The sequence below is a fragment of the Geomonas terrae genome, assembly GCF_004791675.1.
Taxonomy (GTDB): Bacteria; Desulfobacterota; Desulfuromonadia; order Geobacterales; family Geobacteraceae; genus Geomonas; species Geomonas edaphica.
This window is the reverse complement of the sequence record NZ_SRSC01000003.1, coordinates 159,143-175,148: the sequence shown is the minus strand read 5'-3', so window position 1 is coordinate 175,148 and position 16,006 is coordinate 159,143. Positions and strand designations below refer to the sequence as shown.

Here is a 16,006-nt window from a genome sequence, read left to right as displayed (position 1 = left end):
CCTATGAAAAAGCCCCATACCTTCCGGTACAGGGCTATTCGGTTCATGATGTGGCGCAATAGTTTACCCTTGGGTAGGGCCACCAGCGTTGTCGCCATGCTCAGGGAACATGTCAGCCAACCACTTTTCTACCTTGGCCCTTGTATCAGGGTTACCATAATGGCGTGCATAAGCGTCAGTGCCCAGGATGTATTCCTTTATTTTCTCCTGCTCATTGTCATCTGTACAACCGTACAACTTCTTTTTAGCGTTGACGGCATGCCACTTCTCGCCGTTGGTATAGGCCTGTTTAAGGTCCTTAGTTACCCCATCCTTAATGGTGAGGTTGTCCACGACCACCCATAGCTTCTTGCCCATCAAGCCCTCCAAACTCGGGTCTTTCGCCACTGCTGCGTCAAGGTTAGCCAGTTCTCTCTTTACGTCTGCGATAGTTGCTACTGCGCTTGCTTTTGCCATTATATATCTCCTTTTCTGGTTGCATCTCCAGGTCTCACCCCGATGATGGTTGCGGTTAATGTTCGTGGTCCCTTGCCAGTGCCTTTCATGTGACCTATTGATAACATCATCGTGATCGGCGGTCATTGTAGAAGCTGGAGGGTAACCACGAATTACAACCCTCGGGCTTAAACTGGGATGGGAGCTACAGGAGGCACGGCAGAACAGCAGGCAGGGAGAACAACCATTAAAGGGATGCCATTTACAGAAGCATGATGGTGGTGGGGACAACAAAGGAGAGGAATATACTACACGTCAAGAGTTGCCGGGAACGTTCCCTGTTGGGTCGTCAATATTAACCGTTCGGCTTTATCGACGTAGCTATCAAGCTTGTGAATTGAGTTGGGACTATCTTTAGGATTAGGAAAGATAAGGCTATTGTGCTTCAAGTCATCAATAATGTTAACTTTAGACTTATTTTTATTGTATAGGCAATCATATATATAATATGAAACACCCCAATCACTAAGTATTTTACTCCATTCAACCTCATTTCCAATTACATCCTTGTGAAAAGTCCAAACTGGCATTATACCTGTCAAATCACATTCGAGTATGGCCTCTTCAACACATTTATAGTAAATACCTGCAACAACCTCAGTAACCTTAGCCAACCTTTTTTGTGTCTCTTTCAATGGAAGAGAAAGGTTGATTATCAAAGGCACTTCAATTCGATTGAACAGTTTCCCTGTATCACGAGCTAAGGTTTTATAAAGCTTAATGTGATTTGCATAGACATCAAGGTATTTGCCCTTAACCTCTATATCTTCTTCACCACTAAGGGCATAAAAGGCGCATTGAAAGAAAACCAATTTCTGAAGCAAGCTAAAATCAACTTTCTTAGCAGAAACAGGCATGGCCTCCTGCTTTAGAACAGCCACCAGTTCAGTAAGGGCCAGTGGGGGCAGATCAAGGCCATTAGCCTTATAGTTCTTTGATAGGATTGAAGTGATTCCCTTGATTATATCTGCATGTTTAACCTTGCCCCTAACAGCTTGGTAAACCTCCGAAAAATCCTCACCAGTACGGCCCATAATATCCTCTCGAAGCCTACAAAGGGAGTACATATCCCTTGCAAAGGTCATAAGATCAAATAGTTATATCCAGTTGCTACGCATTTTGACGCAAAACCTACCACTTATCCACATTTAAGACCTACCCAAAGAACAAGGACAGATGCATACTTACCTGCATTACTGAGATCGGACCGAAAGAGATCGTTTGCTTGCAAATGATCGACTGAGGCCGAACAACGCGAAGCGTTGATAGCCCTTCCAGGCCAACAGGACAGGACACCAATATCATAGTCAAACGATGACATCAACAGCCAGACCATAGGTCACAACTACCAACAGTCTCTCCTCTAACATTCCCACATCACAACATCCTACCCAACCAGGAGCGAAGCGGCGTCGTAATTGAACTGGCGTCAAGGATCAGGCGACCATCAATAACCGTACAGTGACGGTACAAGAGAAAACCAGTCAGAGCAGCACTTCCATAACTACTATATGGCTAATAAGACTGGTGAGATGCAAACGAGACTGAAAGAGTCTTTTACTTTCTCGCAGGCATCTTATCGCATAAAAGTAGTACCCTACGACCCTACACTAATGTAACACTCTAATATTATTTTGTTTTTTAATTTACGCCAACTGTTTTCCGTGGACCCAGCAGTTGTGCAACGCCGTCGTGTAAGAACGTGATAGCTGTTCACCTTTGGGTGCAGTCACGGCAGACATCAGACAATTACATGGAGAATTGAACCGGAACGAAACTGGCTATCACCCTGGGTATACAAGTCAACAGAACCCCTAAAAACAGCCATACGACTCCTATCGCTTCCAGTCTAACGCCACCTACAGCAACCACTTCTATTTTTTCCAAAAGCTCAACATCACCTTTTTTTCTGTCAACACTTTCCGCGCTTACCAGTCCTTCTACACGCGATATGTTGGTTCTTATCTCGCCGACCTGCTCATTATGCTCCTTTCGTAAGTCAGCTAAGGCCTTTTCTAATGCTTTAACTCGATCCTCAATTGTCGCTTCGGACGTAGAGGTTAGTGCAGCTCCCTCAATATTGACCTCAACACACATATTCTCAGCCGTTAGTGTCCCCCTGACAGGGACAGGCTTGCTTAAGGAGGCCTTGAGGTTATGCAACCAATTGACCATGTGGGCTGCCAACGATGGTTTACCAAATGCCTTCTGTAGGTCATGTATGCCAAGAGCAACCGCCCCCAGACCAATTGCCTGCAGGAAGGTACCTGCGTAGAGGACTTGGTCTGTCAAATGCTTTGCGGTCGAATATGATATCAACCAAGCACAACATAGCCCGCCAGTAAGCAGCCAAGCAGGCCATGCATCAAGAGTAAGAATCTGCCTCAGCCTCTTCCATTGCACCATTGTTTAAGCCTCCTGCATACAGGGATGCCTTGTCACTAGCTGCTGTACTCTAACGCTACAGGTCATTACATTCAATAACGATTTCATATTAATTGCGAGCTGGTTCTGCTCTCTATTACACATGGCGGAATTGGTACAAAATCCGAAGGATTTAGTGGTGCCAGCCGAAGGATGTTAGACCAAGGGACTCTTACTGCGCTTCACATCTGCGTCAACATCTGCGTCAACAACCAGGTAATGATACAAGAAAAGGGCTATGTGTTTAGCATAGCCCTTCTTCTTTACTCAATGTTATTCGGTTGTTATCGTGGTGCCCGGAGCCGGGGTCGAACCGGCACGTCCTTGCGAACGAGGGATTTTAAGTCCCTTGCGTCTACCAATTCCGCCATCCGGGCCGATTCCCGTTCAACTTGCTGCTAGATGTTGTTCACGCGCTCGCGCAGGTCCTTCCCGGTCTTGAAGAACGGGGTTTTCTTGCTCGGAATGCTGACGATCTCGCCGCTCTTCGGGTTTCTGGCCTCGCGCGGCTCGCGGTCACGGATGGTGAAGCTGCCAAAGCCACGAATCTCTACCTTGTCCCCCTTGGTGAGGGCCTCGCTCATGGCGTCGAATACCATGGAGACTACTGCTTCGGAATCTTTGCGGGTGAGGGCACCACGCACTTCCACCAGTTTGTCGATCAGTTCGCTCTTTGTCATTTAAACACCTCAGTCAAAAAACTATTAGATTACTCAGTCGGCGAAGTGACTGGTCTATTCTTCAGTGCTCTTCTTCAGCTTCTCCTTGAGGAGATCGCCGAAGCTGGAGGTTGCCTCGCCCTGGCTACCCATGTAGGAGGCCATCTCGGCTTTTTCCATCGCGGTCTGCAGCGCCTTGATGGAGAGGGCGATCTTCTTCTCGACCATGTCCACGTTCAGGACGGCCGCCTCGAGCTCATCGCCCACGTTGGCGAAGTCTTTCGGGGAAGCGACTTTCTCGTAGGAGATCTCGGAGACATGGATCAGACCTTCGATCCCTTCCTCGATCTCGACGAAGATGCCGAAGTCGGTCACGGAGGTCACTTTGCCGTTGACCTTGGAGCCCGGCTTGTACTTCCTGGGGATCTCTTCCCACGGATCCGGAACCAGCTGCTTGATGCCGAGGGAGAGACGCTCGTTCTCGACGTCGATGTTGAGAACGACGGCCTGAACGGTCTGCCCTTTGGAGAAGAGCTCGCCCGGGTGCTTCACGCGGCGGGTCCAGGAGATGTCGGAGACGTGGACCAGGCCGTCGATGCCGTCTTCGATGCCGATGAAGACGCCGAAGTCGGTGATGTTCTTGATCTGGCCTTCGATCTTGGTACCGACCGGGTAACGCTCGCCGATCACGGTCCAGGGGTTCACCTCGGTCTGCTTGATGCCCAGGGAGATCCTGCGGTTGCCCGGATCGACCCCGAGGATCACCGCCTCGACGTCCTCACCTACCTTGAGGATTTCGGACGGATGACGCACACGGCGGGTCCAGGACATCTCGGAGACGTGCACCAGGCCTTCGATGCCGTCCTCGAGGGAGATGAATGCGCCGTAGTCGGTGAGGCTCACGACCTTGCCGCTGACGCGCTCGCCTTCCCTGTAACGCTCGCCCACGTTGAGCCACGGATCGGGCACGGTCTGCTTGAGGCCCAGGGAGATCTTCCCTTTCTCGCGGTCGTACTTGAGGACCATCACCTTCACGGTGTCGCCCACCTTCACCATCTCGGAGGGGTGGCCGAGCCTGCCCCAGGACATGTCGGTGACGTGGAGGAGACCGTCAACGCCGCCCAGGTCGACGAACGCGCCGTACTCGGCGATGTTCTTCACCTGGCCGTCCACGATGTCGCCTTCTTTCAGGGTCGCGAGGGTCTCGGTCCTTGCCTTGTCACGCTCCTCCTCGAGAAGGACGCGGCGGGAAAGCACGAGGTTGCCGCGCTTTCTGTTCAGCTTGAGGATGCGGAACTGGTAGGTCTGGCCGATGAAGCGGTCCATGTTGCCGCCGGGACGCAGGTCAACCTGCGATGCCGGGAGGAACGCCTCGACGCCGACGTCTACGGTCATGCCGCCTTTCACCTTGCCGGTGATCTTGCCTTCGATTACGCCACCCTCGCCGGCTGCGGCGATGGTTTCCCAAGCGACCTGGGAATCGGCCTTCTTCTTGGAAAGGACCATGTGGCCGCGGATGTTCTCACCGCGCTCGAAGTAGACGTTCACCTCGTCGCCGACCTTGACGGTCAGGTCGCCGTTCTCGTCGATGAACTCGGCGATGCGGATGGCACCCTCGGACTTGTAGCCGACATCGACCAGCACCACGTCCTGCTCGATCTGGACCACGACGGCCTTGACCACTTCGCCGCTCTGCGGCTGCCTCAGGCTGTCCTGGAAAAGGTCGGCAAACTCGCCACCTTCGGCCTGGTCCAGCTCCTCGTCATTATCGTGTAACCGCCTAATCGGCATATCTTTTTTCTTGAAGCTGCGTTTTTCTTCACCCATCGAAAACTGTACCCCCTCGTGTAATCTCCGTATAAAATCGAGCTAATCTAGCACATCGGTCAAAAATATCAACCTATTTTATCTTGGTCGATGGCCGAAATGCGAGCTATCACTTCATCGATCAACCACTTCGGCGTCGAAGCGCCCGCCGTTACCCCCACGCGATTCACACCCTCGAACCAGGCTGGATCGATCTGTCCGGCGGTTTCGATATGGTGCGTGCGCGGCAGGAGTTCCCGGCAGATCTGGGCCAGGCGTTTCGTGTTTGCGCTGTTGAAACCGCCGATCACGACCATGCAATCGACCTCCCCGGCAAGCTTCTTGGTCTCGTACTGGCGCACCGCGGTGGCATCGCAGATGGTGTTGTAGACGCGGGTCTCCCCACCCCTTGCCAGACAGGCGGCAACGACGTCGTTCAGGTGCTCGAAGGACTGGGTCGTTTGCGCCACCACCCCCATCTTGGCCATGCGCGGCAGACGGTCGACTTCCTTGCCGGTGCTGACCACGTAGACCCGCCCCGTCGCGTACGAGACGATCCCCTGCACCTCTGGGTGCACGGCGTCCCCCACGACGATCACGTCGTACCCCTCATTGGAAAGGGTTGCCACGTGTTCCTGAGCCTTCTTGACGAACGGGCAGGTTGCGTCCACCACCTCGAGTTCAGCCTTCTCCGCGGCCTCGAGCTCGCTCGAGGCGACGCCGTGGGACCGGATGATGATGGTGCCGCCGTTTTCGACCTCCTCGACGCTCTCCACCGACTTGACCCCCATCTCTTCGAGCCGCTGCACGACCTGCGGCGAATGGATGATGGGCCCCAAGGTGTAGGTGTCACCGCCGCGGTCGGCGGCGTCGAAGGCGAGATGCGTTGCCCTTTTGACACCGAAGCAGAACCCTGCGTGTTTTGCGAGTATGACTTCCATGCTTTACCCCTTCTCCCCCTTGGCAATGCGTTCGCGCACCGCGCTCTCCATGACCGCGAGCACCTCGTCGATGGAGAGGCTGGTCGAGTCGATGGGGAGTGCGTCAGCGGCCTGCTTGAGCGGCGCGTGTTCGCGTCCCTCGTCCTGCCGGTCGCGCTGGATCACCTTGGCGATGGTCTCTTCGAGTGTGGCGCTGTCGCCTCGAGCGGCAAGCTCGAGGTAGCGGCGCCTGCCGCGCTCTTCGGCGCTGGCGGAGAGGAAGAACTTCACCTCGGCGTCAGGGAAGACCACCGTGCCGATGTCGCGCCCTTCGAGGATTACTCCCCCCTTGGCGCCCATGGCACGCTGCATGGTCAAAAGCGCCGCGCGCACAGGCTTTCTGGCCGATACGGCAGAGGTCAAAAGGCCGATCTCCTCGGTGCGGATCTCCCTGGAGACGTCCTCGCCGTTTGCAAGGACGCGGCACGCCTCGCCGTCCCGCACGAAGCTTATTTCAAGGGTGCGGCAGAGTCCGGCAAGTCCCGCGTCGTCGTCCGCGGCGATGCCCGCCCGCTTGGCCATCAGTGCCACGGCGCGGAACATGGCGCCGGTGTCTATGTGAATGTATCCGAGCCGCCTTGCCAGGAGCTTGGTGAGACTGCTTTTCCCGGCCCCGGAGGGGCCATCTATCGCTACGATTACTCCGTTTTCTCTTACTGTGTCGCTCAACGCCTTACTACCCCCTCGAGGAGTTCGCGGAAGCCGGGGAAGGATGTGGCGATGCACTCGACGTCGGAGATCGTGGTATTCCCTTTTGCGGTAAGACCAGCCACCGTCATGGACATGGCTATCCTGTGGTCTCCGAAGCTGTCCGCCGCACACCCCTTCAGCGAGGCGACGCCGGTTATTTCCATGCCGTCCGGCGTCTCCGTAACGGTGACCCCGGCGCGTCTCAGGTTGTCCGCCATGGCGGCGATGCGGTCGGTTTCCTTCACCCTCAGCTCGGAGGCGTCCCTAACGACGGTGGTCCCTTCGGCGAGCGCTGCCGCGACGCAGATGGAGGGAAACTCGTCGATGGCGCGCGGCACCACCTCACCTGAGATCTCCATCGCCTTAAGCTTCGAGGAGCGCACCAGGAGGTCCGCCACAGGTTCACCGGACTCCTCGCGCTCGTTCAAAAGCTCGATGTCTCCCCCCATCCCCTTCAGGATGTCGAGGATGCCGGTTCGGGTCGGGTTTACGCCGACGCCGCGGATCAGGAGCTCGGAGCCCGGCACGATGAGCGCGGCCACCATGAAGAAGGCTGCCGAGGAGATGTCACCGGGGACCACGATATCGCGTCCGGTAAGCTCGGGGCCGCCGAAGACCCGCACGCCGCCGGGGAAGGTCTCGACCCTGGCGCCGAAGGCGCGCAGCATGCGTTCCGAGTGGTCACGGGAGAGGTGCGGTTCGCGCACCACGGTCTCGCCGTCCGCGTACAGGCCTGCGAGCATGATGGCCGACTTCACCTGGGCGCTGGAGACCGGGGAGTCGTACTCGATCCCGGTGAGCTGTCCCCCCTGGATGGCGAGAGGCGCCTTTTCGCCGCCGGCGCGTCCGCTGATGCGGGCGCCCATCCGGCTCAAGGGCCCCACCACGCGCTTCATCGGGCGGGCGCGCAGGTACTTGTCGCCGGAGAGAACCGAGAAGAAGTTCTGGCCGGCAAGAAGGCCGGTAAGAAGGCGCATGGAGGTGCCGGAGTTGCCGCAATCCAGCACGTCGCCCGGCTCTTCCAGGCCGTGCAGGCCTTTGCCGTGGATGGTGACCGTCTCGCCGTCATCGTCGATTTGCACCCCCATGGCGCGAAACGCTTCCAGGGTCGCCAGGGCATCCTCGCCGCGCAGGAAGCCGGAGACCCGGGTGATCCCGCTCGCGATGGAGCCGAACATGATGGAGCGGTGCGAAATGGACTTGTCCCCGGGGACACGGATTTCGCCGCGGATGCCGGTGGCGGGTTCAACGGTATAGCTTTGCATGAAGCACCTCGGTGCGGCTTTCACAATTTTTTGTCGGACTGGTCGGACTGCGGCTGCGGCGGCTGTTACAGAATCGCGTCCCGCTTCTGCTTGGAGTTCAGGAAGAAAGTCCGCAGCCCTTCGGCATCTTCGGCGGCGACCAGGCCGCGCAGCTTCTCCAGGTACCCGGAGAAGAAATCCATCATCTCCAGAATCGCCTCCTTGTTGGTGAGCGCGATGTCACGCCACATCACCGGGTCGGACGAGGCAATCCTTGTGAAATCCCTGAACCCGCCGGCGGAAAAGGAGAGCAGATCGCCGCCGAACCGGTCGTAACCGTCAACGGCATTGACCAGCGAGTAGGCGACCATGTGGGGGAGATGCGAGATCGCCGCCACCACCAGGTCGTGCTGCACCGGATCCATGAGCGGCACGTTTGAACCGGCCACCTTCCAGAGCTCGACCACCTTCTCCAAGGCGGCCGGATCCGTGTTCCCGGTCGGGGTAACGATGCAGCGCCTCCCCTGGTACAGGGTGGAGAAGGACGCCTCTACGCCGGAGTGCTCGGTACCAGCTATGGGATGCCCGCCGACGAACCAGGTTCCTTCCGGCATGAGCGGCTCGCATGCCGCGACGACGTACTCCTTCACGCTCCCGCCGTCGGTCACGATGCATCCCTTCGAGAGATGCGGCGCGATCTCGGCCACCACCTGCGGAATGCTGCAAACCGGTGTCGCGATAAAGACCAGGTCGGCCCCTTCGACTCCCTTTTTCGCATCGGTGGTGTAGCTGTCCAAGACGCCCAGCTCGACGCCTCGCTTCAGGTTCGCCTCGCCGCGCCCGATGCCGACCACCTCACCCACGGCCTTCTTCTCACGCAGGACGCGTGCGAGCGAACCGCCGATCAGACCGACGCCGATCACGGCCATCTTCTTGAAGTAGACCATGCTAGGACTCCCTCATTGGCGTGCCCGGGGGTAGGAGCCCAGCACCTTCACGAACTGGCAGCAGGTGGCGAGTTCCTTCACAGCCTCGGCCACTTCCGGATCGTCGATGTGCCCGGTTAGGTCGAGGTAGAAGATGTACTCCCACGCCTTCCTCTTGAGCGGTCGCGACTCGATCTTGGAGAGGTTTATGTTGCGCTTGGCGAACGGCTCCAGCATGCGGTGCAGGATGCCGGCCTCGTCGCGGACCGAGAACATGAGCGAGGTCTTGTCGTCGCCGCAACGCTCGGCCATCTTCCGTCCGACGACCAGGAACCGGGTGAAGTTGTTCACCTGGTCCTCGATGCGCGCCTTGACGATCTTCAGGTTGTAGATCGACGAGGCGTACTCGCTGGCAATGGCGGCAGCGGTGTAGTCCTCGGCGACGATCTGCGCCGCGAGTGTCGTCGAGGCGACATCCACGAGCGGTACGTTGGGGAGGTTCTCGGCGAGCCACTTGCGGCACTGGGCCAAGGGCTGCGGGTGCGAGTAGACCTTCTTTATGTCCTCGAAGCGCCCGGTGCGGGAGAGCAGGAAGTGGGAAACTTCGAGGAGCACCTCCGCGTTGATCTTCAGCTCGCTCTCCATGAACATGTCGAGCGTGTGCGAGATCATCCCTTCGGTGGTGTTCTCCACCGGGACCACGCCGTAGTACGCCTCACCCTTCTCGACCGCCTCGAAGACGGCGGGGATGGAGCGCTCCGGCGAAAGCGAGGCGGAGAGTCCGAAATGCTGCATGGAGGCCAGGTGGCTGAAGGTGGCGTTGGGCCCCAGGAAGGCGACCTTGAGCGGCTTCTCCAGGGCAAGCGAGGCGGAGATGATCTCGCGGAACACGCCGCGCACCGCCTCGGACGGGAAGGGTCCCGGGTTCTCCGCGGTGAGCCGGTCGTAGATCTCCCTCTCGCGGCTGGGAACGTGGAAGTCGCTGCGGTTCTCGGTCTTCACCGCACCGACCTGCATCACGAGCCTTGCCCGCTCGTTCAGAAGTTCCAGGATGTGGTCGTCAACCGCATCTATGTCCTGACGGAGTTTTGCCAGAGTCTGCTTTTCTTTCAAAGCCTTGGGTCGCCTTTCAGGAGGGATGGTGGCACTTTGCGGAGCTGATACTTATAAGATACCCGCCGCAAAGATGCAACTTTTTTCTGTTTACTATGAGACCTCGGCGCGCGCCTCCGGGTTCATCGGGTTCATGCGGACCGCCAGCGAGAAGAGGTACGGGTAGTCCTTCTGCAGGTGCGCCATATAGGAGAGCCACTCGATGAGCAGATAGGTGTGGGCGCGTTTCATGTCGCCGCTTAGGTGATCCATGTCGCTTGCGGGGAGGCCTGAGAGCGAATGGCGCGCCTGGAGTTCCTCGATCAGGTGGAAGACGGCCCAGAGCAGGTCCGTGAAGGAATTGTGCTCGAGGAGGTTCGGGTTTTCCATGAGGGACAGCATCACCCCCTTCTTTTCGGCAAGAAAGTCCTTCAAAGCGGCGAGGTCGCCGACGCGGGAGTCGGGACGTACGTCGTGCGTGTCGAGGAAAAGACGGGCGGAGCGGTAATCATCATTCTTCCAGCGCACGTTGACCCTGAGATTCCTGGAGAGCTCCTCCCCGTCCTGATAAAAGGCCTGCAGATCCTTCAGAAGCGGCGTACCCACCTCGCTGAAAAAGATGCCGATCACCATGTTGAGCTTCTTGATCATCGCCTCGCGTTCGCGCTCCTTCAGTACCCGCTCGATCATCAGGGTGACGAAGAGGACGTAGACCGGCAGGAAGGCGACGTTGGACATGAACCCGAAGCCGATCTCCTGCAGCCTTCCGAACGCGAAATAATCCGCCAGGTAAAGGACAAGGGAAACCACGAGCAAAAGCAAGACGATGCGGTCCTTGGGCATGCGGAAAAATCTCAAGGGGAGCCTCCTGAAAAAATAAAGGCGTCAAGGCGAGAGGCTTTAACGCAAAGGCGCAGAGCCGCAAAGACGCAAAGCAAACAAAGGAATGGTTAAAAAACCAAAGGCAGGGGGGTCTTATACTGGGTTTTCATCGAAAATACAAGAGTTTGGTTTCTTCTTTGCGCCTTTGCGCCTTGGCGTCCTTGCGTTAGAGCCATTCACCCGATCCGCTTCAGGCCGTCGGCGATGCGGATGGTGGCGCCGCGCCAGGTGGGGAAGATGCCGGAGACGACACCTACCGAGAGCGCCGCCAAAAGCTCGAAGAGCAGGGTCTTCGGGGAGACGGTGAAGTAGGGAAAGTACTGGGCGAGCTCGGTCTCGATCCAGTGTGCGGCCGGGAAGGTCAAGGCAACGCCCAGGAGCCCGCCCAGAAGGGATATGGCGACCGATTCCCCGAAGATGAGCCCGGCCAGGTGCCCCCCCTTGAACCCCAGCGTTTTCAGGGTCGCGTACTCGCCGATCCTTTCGCGTGCCGTCATGGCCATGGTGTTGGCCGCGACCACCATGATGATGGCGATCACCATGTACGAGACGATCTGGATCGCGACCATGATCGCCTCGGTCATGGATACGAAGCTCATGTGGAAGGCCTTCTCCGTCTCGGTCAGGGTCTCGGCCAGGGAATTCTTGAACATGGAGTCCACGGCGAGCGCCACATCGGGGGCAAGCCCGGGGTTTTTCACGCCGACGACGAAATAGCCCACCTGGTCGGCGCGCCTGGGCACGCTCCGGCGCATGGTCTCGTTCAGGTAGGTCCAGTGGAAAAGGAAGATGCGCTCCTCGGTCGCCTTCTCCTTGCCGTGGTAAATGCCGCGCAGCACGAACTCCCAGTCCCCGGGGTAGATGGTCCCTTTCAGGGTGATCAGGTCCCCCACCTTCCAGCCGTAGGTCCGGGCCAGGCGCTCCCCGACGATGCACCCCTTGCGGTCGAGGAGAAAGTCGTTTTTCTCCTTGGTAGGGAGGATGAACTCCGGGTAGAGCTCGAGGTAGCTGCGCGGTTCGATGGCGTAGTTGGCGAAGAAGTTCTTCTGCTCCTTGTAATAGGCGCCGAACCAGTTGCCGTAGGAGGCCGTGGTGACCCCGGGCACGCCGCGGATCCGCTCCAGGTAGGAGATGGGGAGCGGGAAGATGAGCGAGATGGCATTGCGGGTGATGAGTCTGGTATCCGAGGCGTGCTCGGCGCCCGAATACCAAAGACTGACCAGGGTCGTCAAAAGGCCGTAGGCGAGCACCGCCACCGCCACTCCGACGACGGTGAGTACGGAGCGGAGCCTGTGCCGGAAAAGATTCCTGAGGATGTATTTCAGGATGAACATCGAAACCTCATGTGGCGCGAAGCGCCTCCACTATCTTCATGCGCGAGGCACGGAAAGCCGGGAGAGCACCTCCTACGAGCCCCATCACGGCGGAAAAGAGAAGCGATTTCCAGATGATGCTGAAGTTGAGCGTGAAGGAAAAGGCGAGCTCGGAGAACGAGGCCCAGTTCATGGTTGAGATGGTGATGAGCTGCATGAACGAGGCTCCGAAGATGCCGAGGATGCCGCCGCACACGCCCAAAAGGAGCGATTCGATGACGAAGGCGGAAAGGATGCTCTTTCTCTGGAAGCCGAGCGCCCTCAGGGTGCCGATCTCGGTCACCCGGTTGGCGACCGCGGCGTACATGGTGATGGTGGCGCCGATCACCGCGCCGATGGAGAAAACCACGGTGAGCACCATCCCGAGGATGCGCAGAAACTTCGCCATCGCCTCGGACTGGTCCAGGTAGTACCGGGTCTCCCGCTTCGCCTCTACGGTGAGGCGCGGGTCCCCCTCCACGCGCGCCTTGTAGGCGTCGAAAGAGGTGGTGTCGCGCAGCCTGAAGATGATCGAGGAGTACACCGGCCGCCTGAAGGCCTGCATCATCTGGTCGCGATCGCCCCAGATCTCCGAGGAGAAGCCGGTCGCCCCGGCATCGAATACCCCCACGACGCGCCAGTCGCGCATGGCAAAGCGCAGCGTCTCGCCAAGTCCGCACCCTTTGAAGCGGCGCGCCACGCTCTCCCCGGTCACCACCTCAGCGGATCCGGGCCTCGGCATGCGCCCCTCCTTCAGCCGGACCGCCGGCCGCAGCTTGAGGGAAGCGGGCGTGATCCCCCTGATGATGACGTTGGACGGCGTGTCGGTCACCCGTTTCTTCAGGTTGATGAGAACCACCAGCTCCTTGGCGAGAAGCGGCTCGCCGTCCTCCCCCACGGCGACCTCCGGCTGGCTCTCCAGAAGCGCCGCCTGGTCCCGTTCCACCGCGCTTTGCACCTCGGAGTTGGAGGACTTCCTCAAAAGCATGACGTTGTCCGGCGAGCCGGTCTGCACCAGGGTCTTTTGCAACCCCTCGGTGAGCATAAGGGTCGCGGCGAAGACGAAGACGACGAGCCCCATGCCGCTCGCGGTGAGGACCGTGGTGAGTCGCCGGGTCCAGAGGTTTCGGAAGCTGTAGGAGTATGGAATGCCCATCTAGGTCACGCTCAGCTCGCCCTTCTCCAGGTGCCGTACGAGATGGGCCTTCTCCGCGGCGCGGGGGTCGTGGGTCACCATGATGACGGTCTTGCCGAACTCGTGTACCAGGCGGTCCATGAGCTGGAGGATCTCTTCCGCGGAGGCGCGGTCGAGGTCGCCGGTCGGCTCGTCGGCCACGAGGATTTCCGGATCGGTGACGATGGCGCGGGCTATGGCGACGCGCTGCTGCTGTCCGCCGGAGAGCTGGGATGGGTAGTGGTCCATCCGGTCGGCAAGCCCCACGACGTTCAGCACCGCCTCCACGTGCTCACGGCGTTCGCGCCGGTTCAGGTGGGTGAGCAAAAGGGGGAGTTCCACGTTCTCGAAGGCGGTCAGGACGGGGATCAGGTTGTAGAACTGGAAAATGAAGCCGACGCTGACTGCGCGCCAGCGGGCAAGATCGCTCTCCCCAAGACGGGTGATCTCCACGCCGCCGATCTCGATCTCCCCCTCGTCGGCACTGTCGATCCCGGCGATCAGGTTCAAGAGGGTGCTCTTGCCGGAGCCGGACGGCCCCATGAGGGCGACGAATTCGCCCCTCGCGATGTCGAAGCTGATGCCGGAGAGGACCGGGATGATCTGGGTGCCGCGGCGGTAGGACTTGGAGAGGTTCCTGATCTTGACGATGGGCTCGGTCGTTTGCGCCATGTTACTTTTCCGCCGTCTTCACGCGGCTGCCGTCGCGCAGCTTGTCCAGGGGCTTCGTGGCGATGCGGTCCCCCGCCTTCACGCCGGAATCGACCTGCACCAGGTCACCCAGCCTCCCCCCCAGGGTAACCGGGGTGAGCAGCGCCCGGTCCTTCGCCACCTTGAAGACGTAATCCTTGCCGTCGCGGTGCACGACGGCCGCGGGAGGGAGACCCACGCGCGGCGTCCCCTCACCCGCCCGCAGCTCGCGCTCCAAAAAGGCGACCTTGGCGCTCATCTCAGGGAGGATGCGCGGGTCCTTGTCCAGGAAGCGGACCTTGACCATGACGCTCCCCTTGCTGCGGTCCGCGGTCGGGACGATGGTGTAGAGCGCACCGCGGAAACGGACGTCGGGAAGGGCATCGAGAAGGATCTCGCACGGCTGTCCCACCTTCACCCTGGCAAGGTTCGCCTCGGAAACGTCGGCCTCCACCTGCAGCGAGCCCATGTCGGCCATGGTGACCACGGCGGCCTTCGCGTTGGCAGCGGCGGCAAGGGGGGAAACGATGTCGCCGACGTCGGCGTTCTTGGTGAGGACCACGCCGTCGAAGGGGGCGCGGATCAGGGTGTAGTCAAGGGAGGCATCGGCCCCCTTGAGGGCGCTTTGCGCCTGCCTCACGTTGGCGCGCGCCGCGGCCACGGCGGCCACGGCGCGCTGGTAGCGGGCTTCCGCCGTGTCGTAGTCGGCCTGGGCGATGATCCCCTGCCCCACCAGTTCCTTTGCGCGGGAAAGCGCCCGGGCGGCGTCCTTTTGTTCCACCCCGGCCTGCTCCAGGTTGTCCTGCGCCACGGAGACGGCTGCCGAGGCCTCTCCCTTCACCGCGGCAACGTCCCGGTTCTCCAGGCGGGCGATCAGCTGTCCCGCACGCACCACGCTCCCCTCCTCCACGCCGAGCCATTCGAGGCGCCCGGTCGCCTTGGAGGCGACGGCGGCCTTTCGCTGTGCCACGACGTAGCCGCTTGCGTTCAAGAGGGAAAAGGTCTGGGAAGGGTAGATGAGGGAAACGGTGGCGACCTCAACCTCGACGCTGCGCCTTGAGATAAAGGTCCAAAGTCCCAGGAGAAGGGCGATGAGCACCACGGCTGCAACGATGCGCGGGCGCCGGGTTCTGGCGCCGCCGGGAGTATAGCGTTTCTTGTCTATGGTCAGTCTGTTCAGGTCGTCTTGCGCCATGCCCGGTCACCCCGATAAAGCGGATTCAATAAAAGCGGAAGCTAACACATTTTAAGGCGGCGGGGAAGTCCGCAATTTTCCTAGAGCTCCTCGAGCTGGACATCGGTTATCTCCACATCCGGGCGCTCCGAAACGAGCCAGGATTCCAGCTCCTGCAGCAGTTGCCTCGCGCGCATCGGGCTTGCCGCCACGGTGACGAAGCAGAGTTCCGCGTCGGCGGGCTGGTCGTGCAGCGCGCTCTCGGAGCAGGCGACGTTGAAGCGGTTACGCGACCGTGACAGCACGCTCTTCACGATGGCGCGCTTCTCCTTCAGGGTGCGGCTGGGGAGGAGGAGTCTCATTTGCAGCAGGACTACGTGCATCGGGTTGTTCCTTTCCGGTTGTCGTGGGGACGGAG

The 16,006-nt window shown here is 59.2% G+C and carries 16 protein-coding genes and 1 tRNA gene; all 17 read right to left on the bottom strand.

Translation table 11 applies throughout. From position 1 onward, the window contains the following. Positions 1–63 precede the first annotated feature (63 nt). On the bottom strand, positions 64–456 hold the full coding sequence (locus E4633_RS12555; RefSeq protein WP_135870613.1) for a hypothetical protein: 393 nt from the start codon (positions 454–456) through the stop codon (positions 64–66). Positions 457–743: 287 nt separating this feature from the next. Further along, complete coding sequence (locus E4633_RS12550) at positions 744–1,529, bottom strand: hypothetical protein (RefSeq protein ID WP_135870612.1); 786 nt, start codon at positions 1,527–1,529, stop codon at positions 744–746. A gap of 715 nt (positions 1,530–2,244) precedes the next feature. Next, the gene (locus E4633_RS12545; protein ID WP_135870611.1) at positions 2,245–2,901 is read right to left on the bottom strand and encodes a hypothetical protein; all 657 of its coding nucleotides are present in this window, start codon (positions 2,899–2,901) and stop codon (positions 2,245–2,247) included. A 308-nt stretch (positions 2,902–3,209) separates the two neighbouring features. Next, a tRNA-Leu gene (locus tag E4633_RS12540) sits at positions 3,210–3,296 on the bottom strand. Positions 3,297–3,317: 21 nt separating this feature from the next. Continuing rightward, positions 3,318–3,599, bottom strand: coding sequence for an integration host factor subunit beta (locus E4633_RS12535; RefSeq protein ID WP_135870610.1), 282 nt, complete (start codon positions 3,597–3,599; stop codon positions 3,318–3,320). Between the two features lie 54 nt (positions 3,600–3,653). Next, positions 3,654–5,405, bottom strand: coding sequence for a 30S ribosomal protein S1 (locus E4633_RS12530; RefSeq protein ID WP_135870609.1), 1,752 nt, complete (start codon positions 5,403–5,405; stop codon positions 3,654–3,656). 68 nt (positions 5,406–5,473) lie between these two features. After that, the gene (gene ispH / locus E4633_RS12525; RefSeq protein ID WP_135870608.1) at positions 5,474–6,325 is read right to left on the bottom strand and encodes a 4-hydroxy-3-methylbut-2-enyl diphosphate reductase; all 852 of its coding nucleotides are present in this window, start codon (positions 6,323–6,325) and stop codon (positions 5,474–5,476) included. Between the two features lie 3 nt (positions 6,326–6,328). Next, a complete protein-coding gene (gene cmk / locus E4633_RS12520) occupies positions 6,329–7,033 on the bottom strand; it encodes a (d)CMP kinase (protein WP_135870607.1) in 705 nt (234 codons plus the stop codon). Beyond that, complete coding sequence (gene aroA / locus E4633_RS12515) at positions 7,030–8,319, bottom strand: 3-phosphoshikimate 1-carboxyvinyltransferase (RefSeq protein WP_135870606.1); 1,290 nt, start codon at positions 8,317–8,319, stop codon at positions 7,030–7,032. The genes cmk and aroA overlap by 4 nt, the downstream gene beginning before the upstream one ends. Positions 8,320–8,384: 65 nt before the next feature. Beyond that, entirely contained in the window at positions 8,385–9,245 is an 861-nt protein-coding gene (locus E4633_RS12510) for a prephenate dehydrogenase (RefSeq protein WP_135870605.1), read from the bottom strand. A gap of 12 nt (positions 9,246–9,257) precedes the next feature. After that, on the bottom strand, positions 9,258–10,337 hold the full coding sequence (gene pheA / locus E4633_RS12505) for a prephenate dehydratase (protein ID WP_135870604.1): 1,080 nt from the start codon (positions 10,335–10,337) through the stop codon (positions 9,258–9,260). 93 nt (positions 10,338–10,430) lie between these two features. Then, positions 10,431–11,174, bottom strand: coding sequence for a hypothetical protein (locus E4633_RS12500; protein ID WP_135870603.1), 744 nt, complete (start codon positions 11,172–11,174; stop codon positions 10,431–10,433). A gap of 200 nt (positions 11,175–11,374) precedes the next feature. After that, positions 11,375–12,532 carry an ABC transporter permease gene (locus tag E4633_RS12495; protein ID WP_135870602.1) on the bottom strand — a complete coding sequence of 386 codons (1,158 nt, stop codon included), beginning with the start codon at positions 12,530–12,532 and terminating at the stop codon, positions 11,375–11,377. A gap of 7 nt (positions 12,533–12,539) precedes the next feature. Beyond that, on the bottom strand, positions 12,540–13,706 hold the full coding sequence (locus E4633_RS12490) for an ABC transporter permease (RefSeq protein ID WP_135870601.1): 1,167 nt from the start codon (positions 13,704–13,706) through the stop codon (positions 12,540–12,542). Then, positions 13,707–14,396 (bottom strand): ABC transporter ATP-binding protein, encoded by a 690-nt coding sequence (locus E4633_RS12485; RefSeq protein ID WP_135870600.1) that lies wholly within the window; start codon positions 14,394–14,396, stop codon positions 13,707–13,709. It lies immediately after the preceding gene. A 1-nt stretch (position 14,397) separates the two neighbouring features. Further along, a complete protein-coding gene (locus E4633_RS12480; protein ID WP_135870599.1) occupies positions 14,398–15,609 on the bottom strand; it encodes an efflux RND transporter periplasmic adaptor subunit in 1,212 nt (403 codons plus the stop codon). An 80-nt stretch (positions 15,610–15,689) separates the two neighbouring features. After that, positions 15,690–15,971, bottom strand: a complete 282-nt coding sequence (locus E4633_RS12475) for a DUF503 domain-containing protein (RefSeq protein ID WP_135870598.1) — start codon at positions 15,969–15,971, stop codon at positions 15,690–15,692. Positions 15,972–16,006: the final 35 nt, after the last annotated feature.

Bases quoted from the DNA above. Each gene is read 5' to 3' on its own strand.
- E4633_RS12555 (WP_135870613.1), bottom strand. From the start codon at position 456: ATGGCAAAAGCAAGCGCAGTAGCAACTATCGCAGACGTAAAGAGAGAA.
- E4633_RS12550 (WP_135870612.1), bottom strand. From the start codon at position 1,529: ATGGGCCGTACTGGTGAGGATTTTTCGGAGGTTTACCAAGCTGTTAGG.
- E4633_RS12545 (WP_135870611.1), bottom strand. From the start codon at position 2,901: ATGGTGCAATGGAAGAGGCTGAGGCAGATTCTTACTCTTGATGCATGG.
- E4633_RS12535 (WP_135870610.1), bottom strand. From the start codon at position 3,599: ATGACAAAGAGCGAACTGATCGACAAACTGGTGGAAGTGCGTGGTGCC.
- E4633_RS12530 (WP_135870609.1), bottom strand. From the start codon at position 5,405: ATGGGTGAAGAAAAACGCAGCTTCAAGAAAAAAGATATGCCGATTAGG.
- ispH (WP_135870608.1), bottom strand. From the start codon at position 6,325: ATGGAAGTCATACTCGCAAAACACGCAGGGTTCTGCTTCGGTGTCAAA.
- aroA (WP_135870606.1), bottom strand. From the start codon at position 8,319: ATGCAAAGCTATACCGTTGAACCCGCCACCGGCATCCGCGGCGAAATC.
- E4633_RS12510 (WP_135870605.1), bottom strand. From the start codon at position 9,245: ATGGTCTACTTCAAGAAGATGGCCGTGATCGGCGTCGGTCTGATCGGC.
- E4633_RS12495 (WP_135870602.1), bottom strand. From the start codon at position 12,532: ATGTTCATCCTGAAATACATCCTCAGGAATCTTTTCCGGCACAGGCTC.
- E4633_RS12490 (WP_135870601.1), bottom strand. From the start codon at position 13,706: ATGGGCATTCCATACTCCTACAGCTTCCGAAACCTCTGGACCCGGCGA.
- E4633_RS12485 (WP_135870600.1), bottom strand. From the start codon at position 14,396: ATGGCGCAAACGACCGAGCCCATCGTCAAGATCAGGAACCTCTCCAAG.
- E4633_RS12480 (WP_135870599.1), bottom strand. From the start codon at position 15,609: ATGGCGCAAGACGACCTGAACAGACTGACCATAGACAAGAAACGCTAT.
- E4633_RS12475 (WP_135870598.1), bottom strand. From the start codon at position 15,971: ATGCACGTAGTCCTGCTGCAAATGAGACTCCTCCTCCCCAGCCGCACC.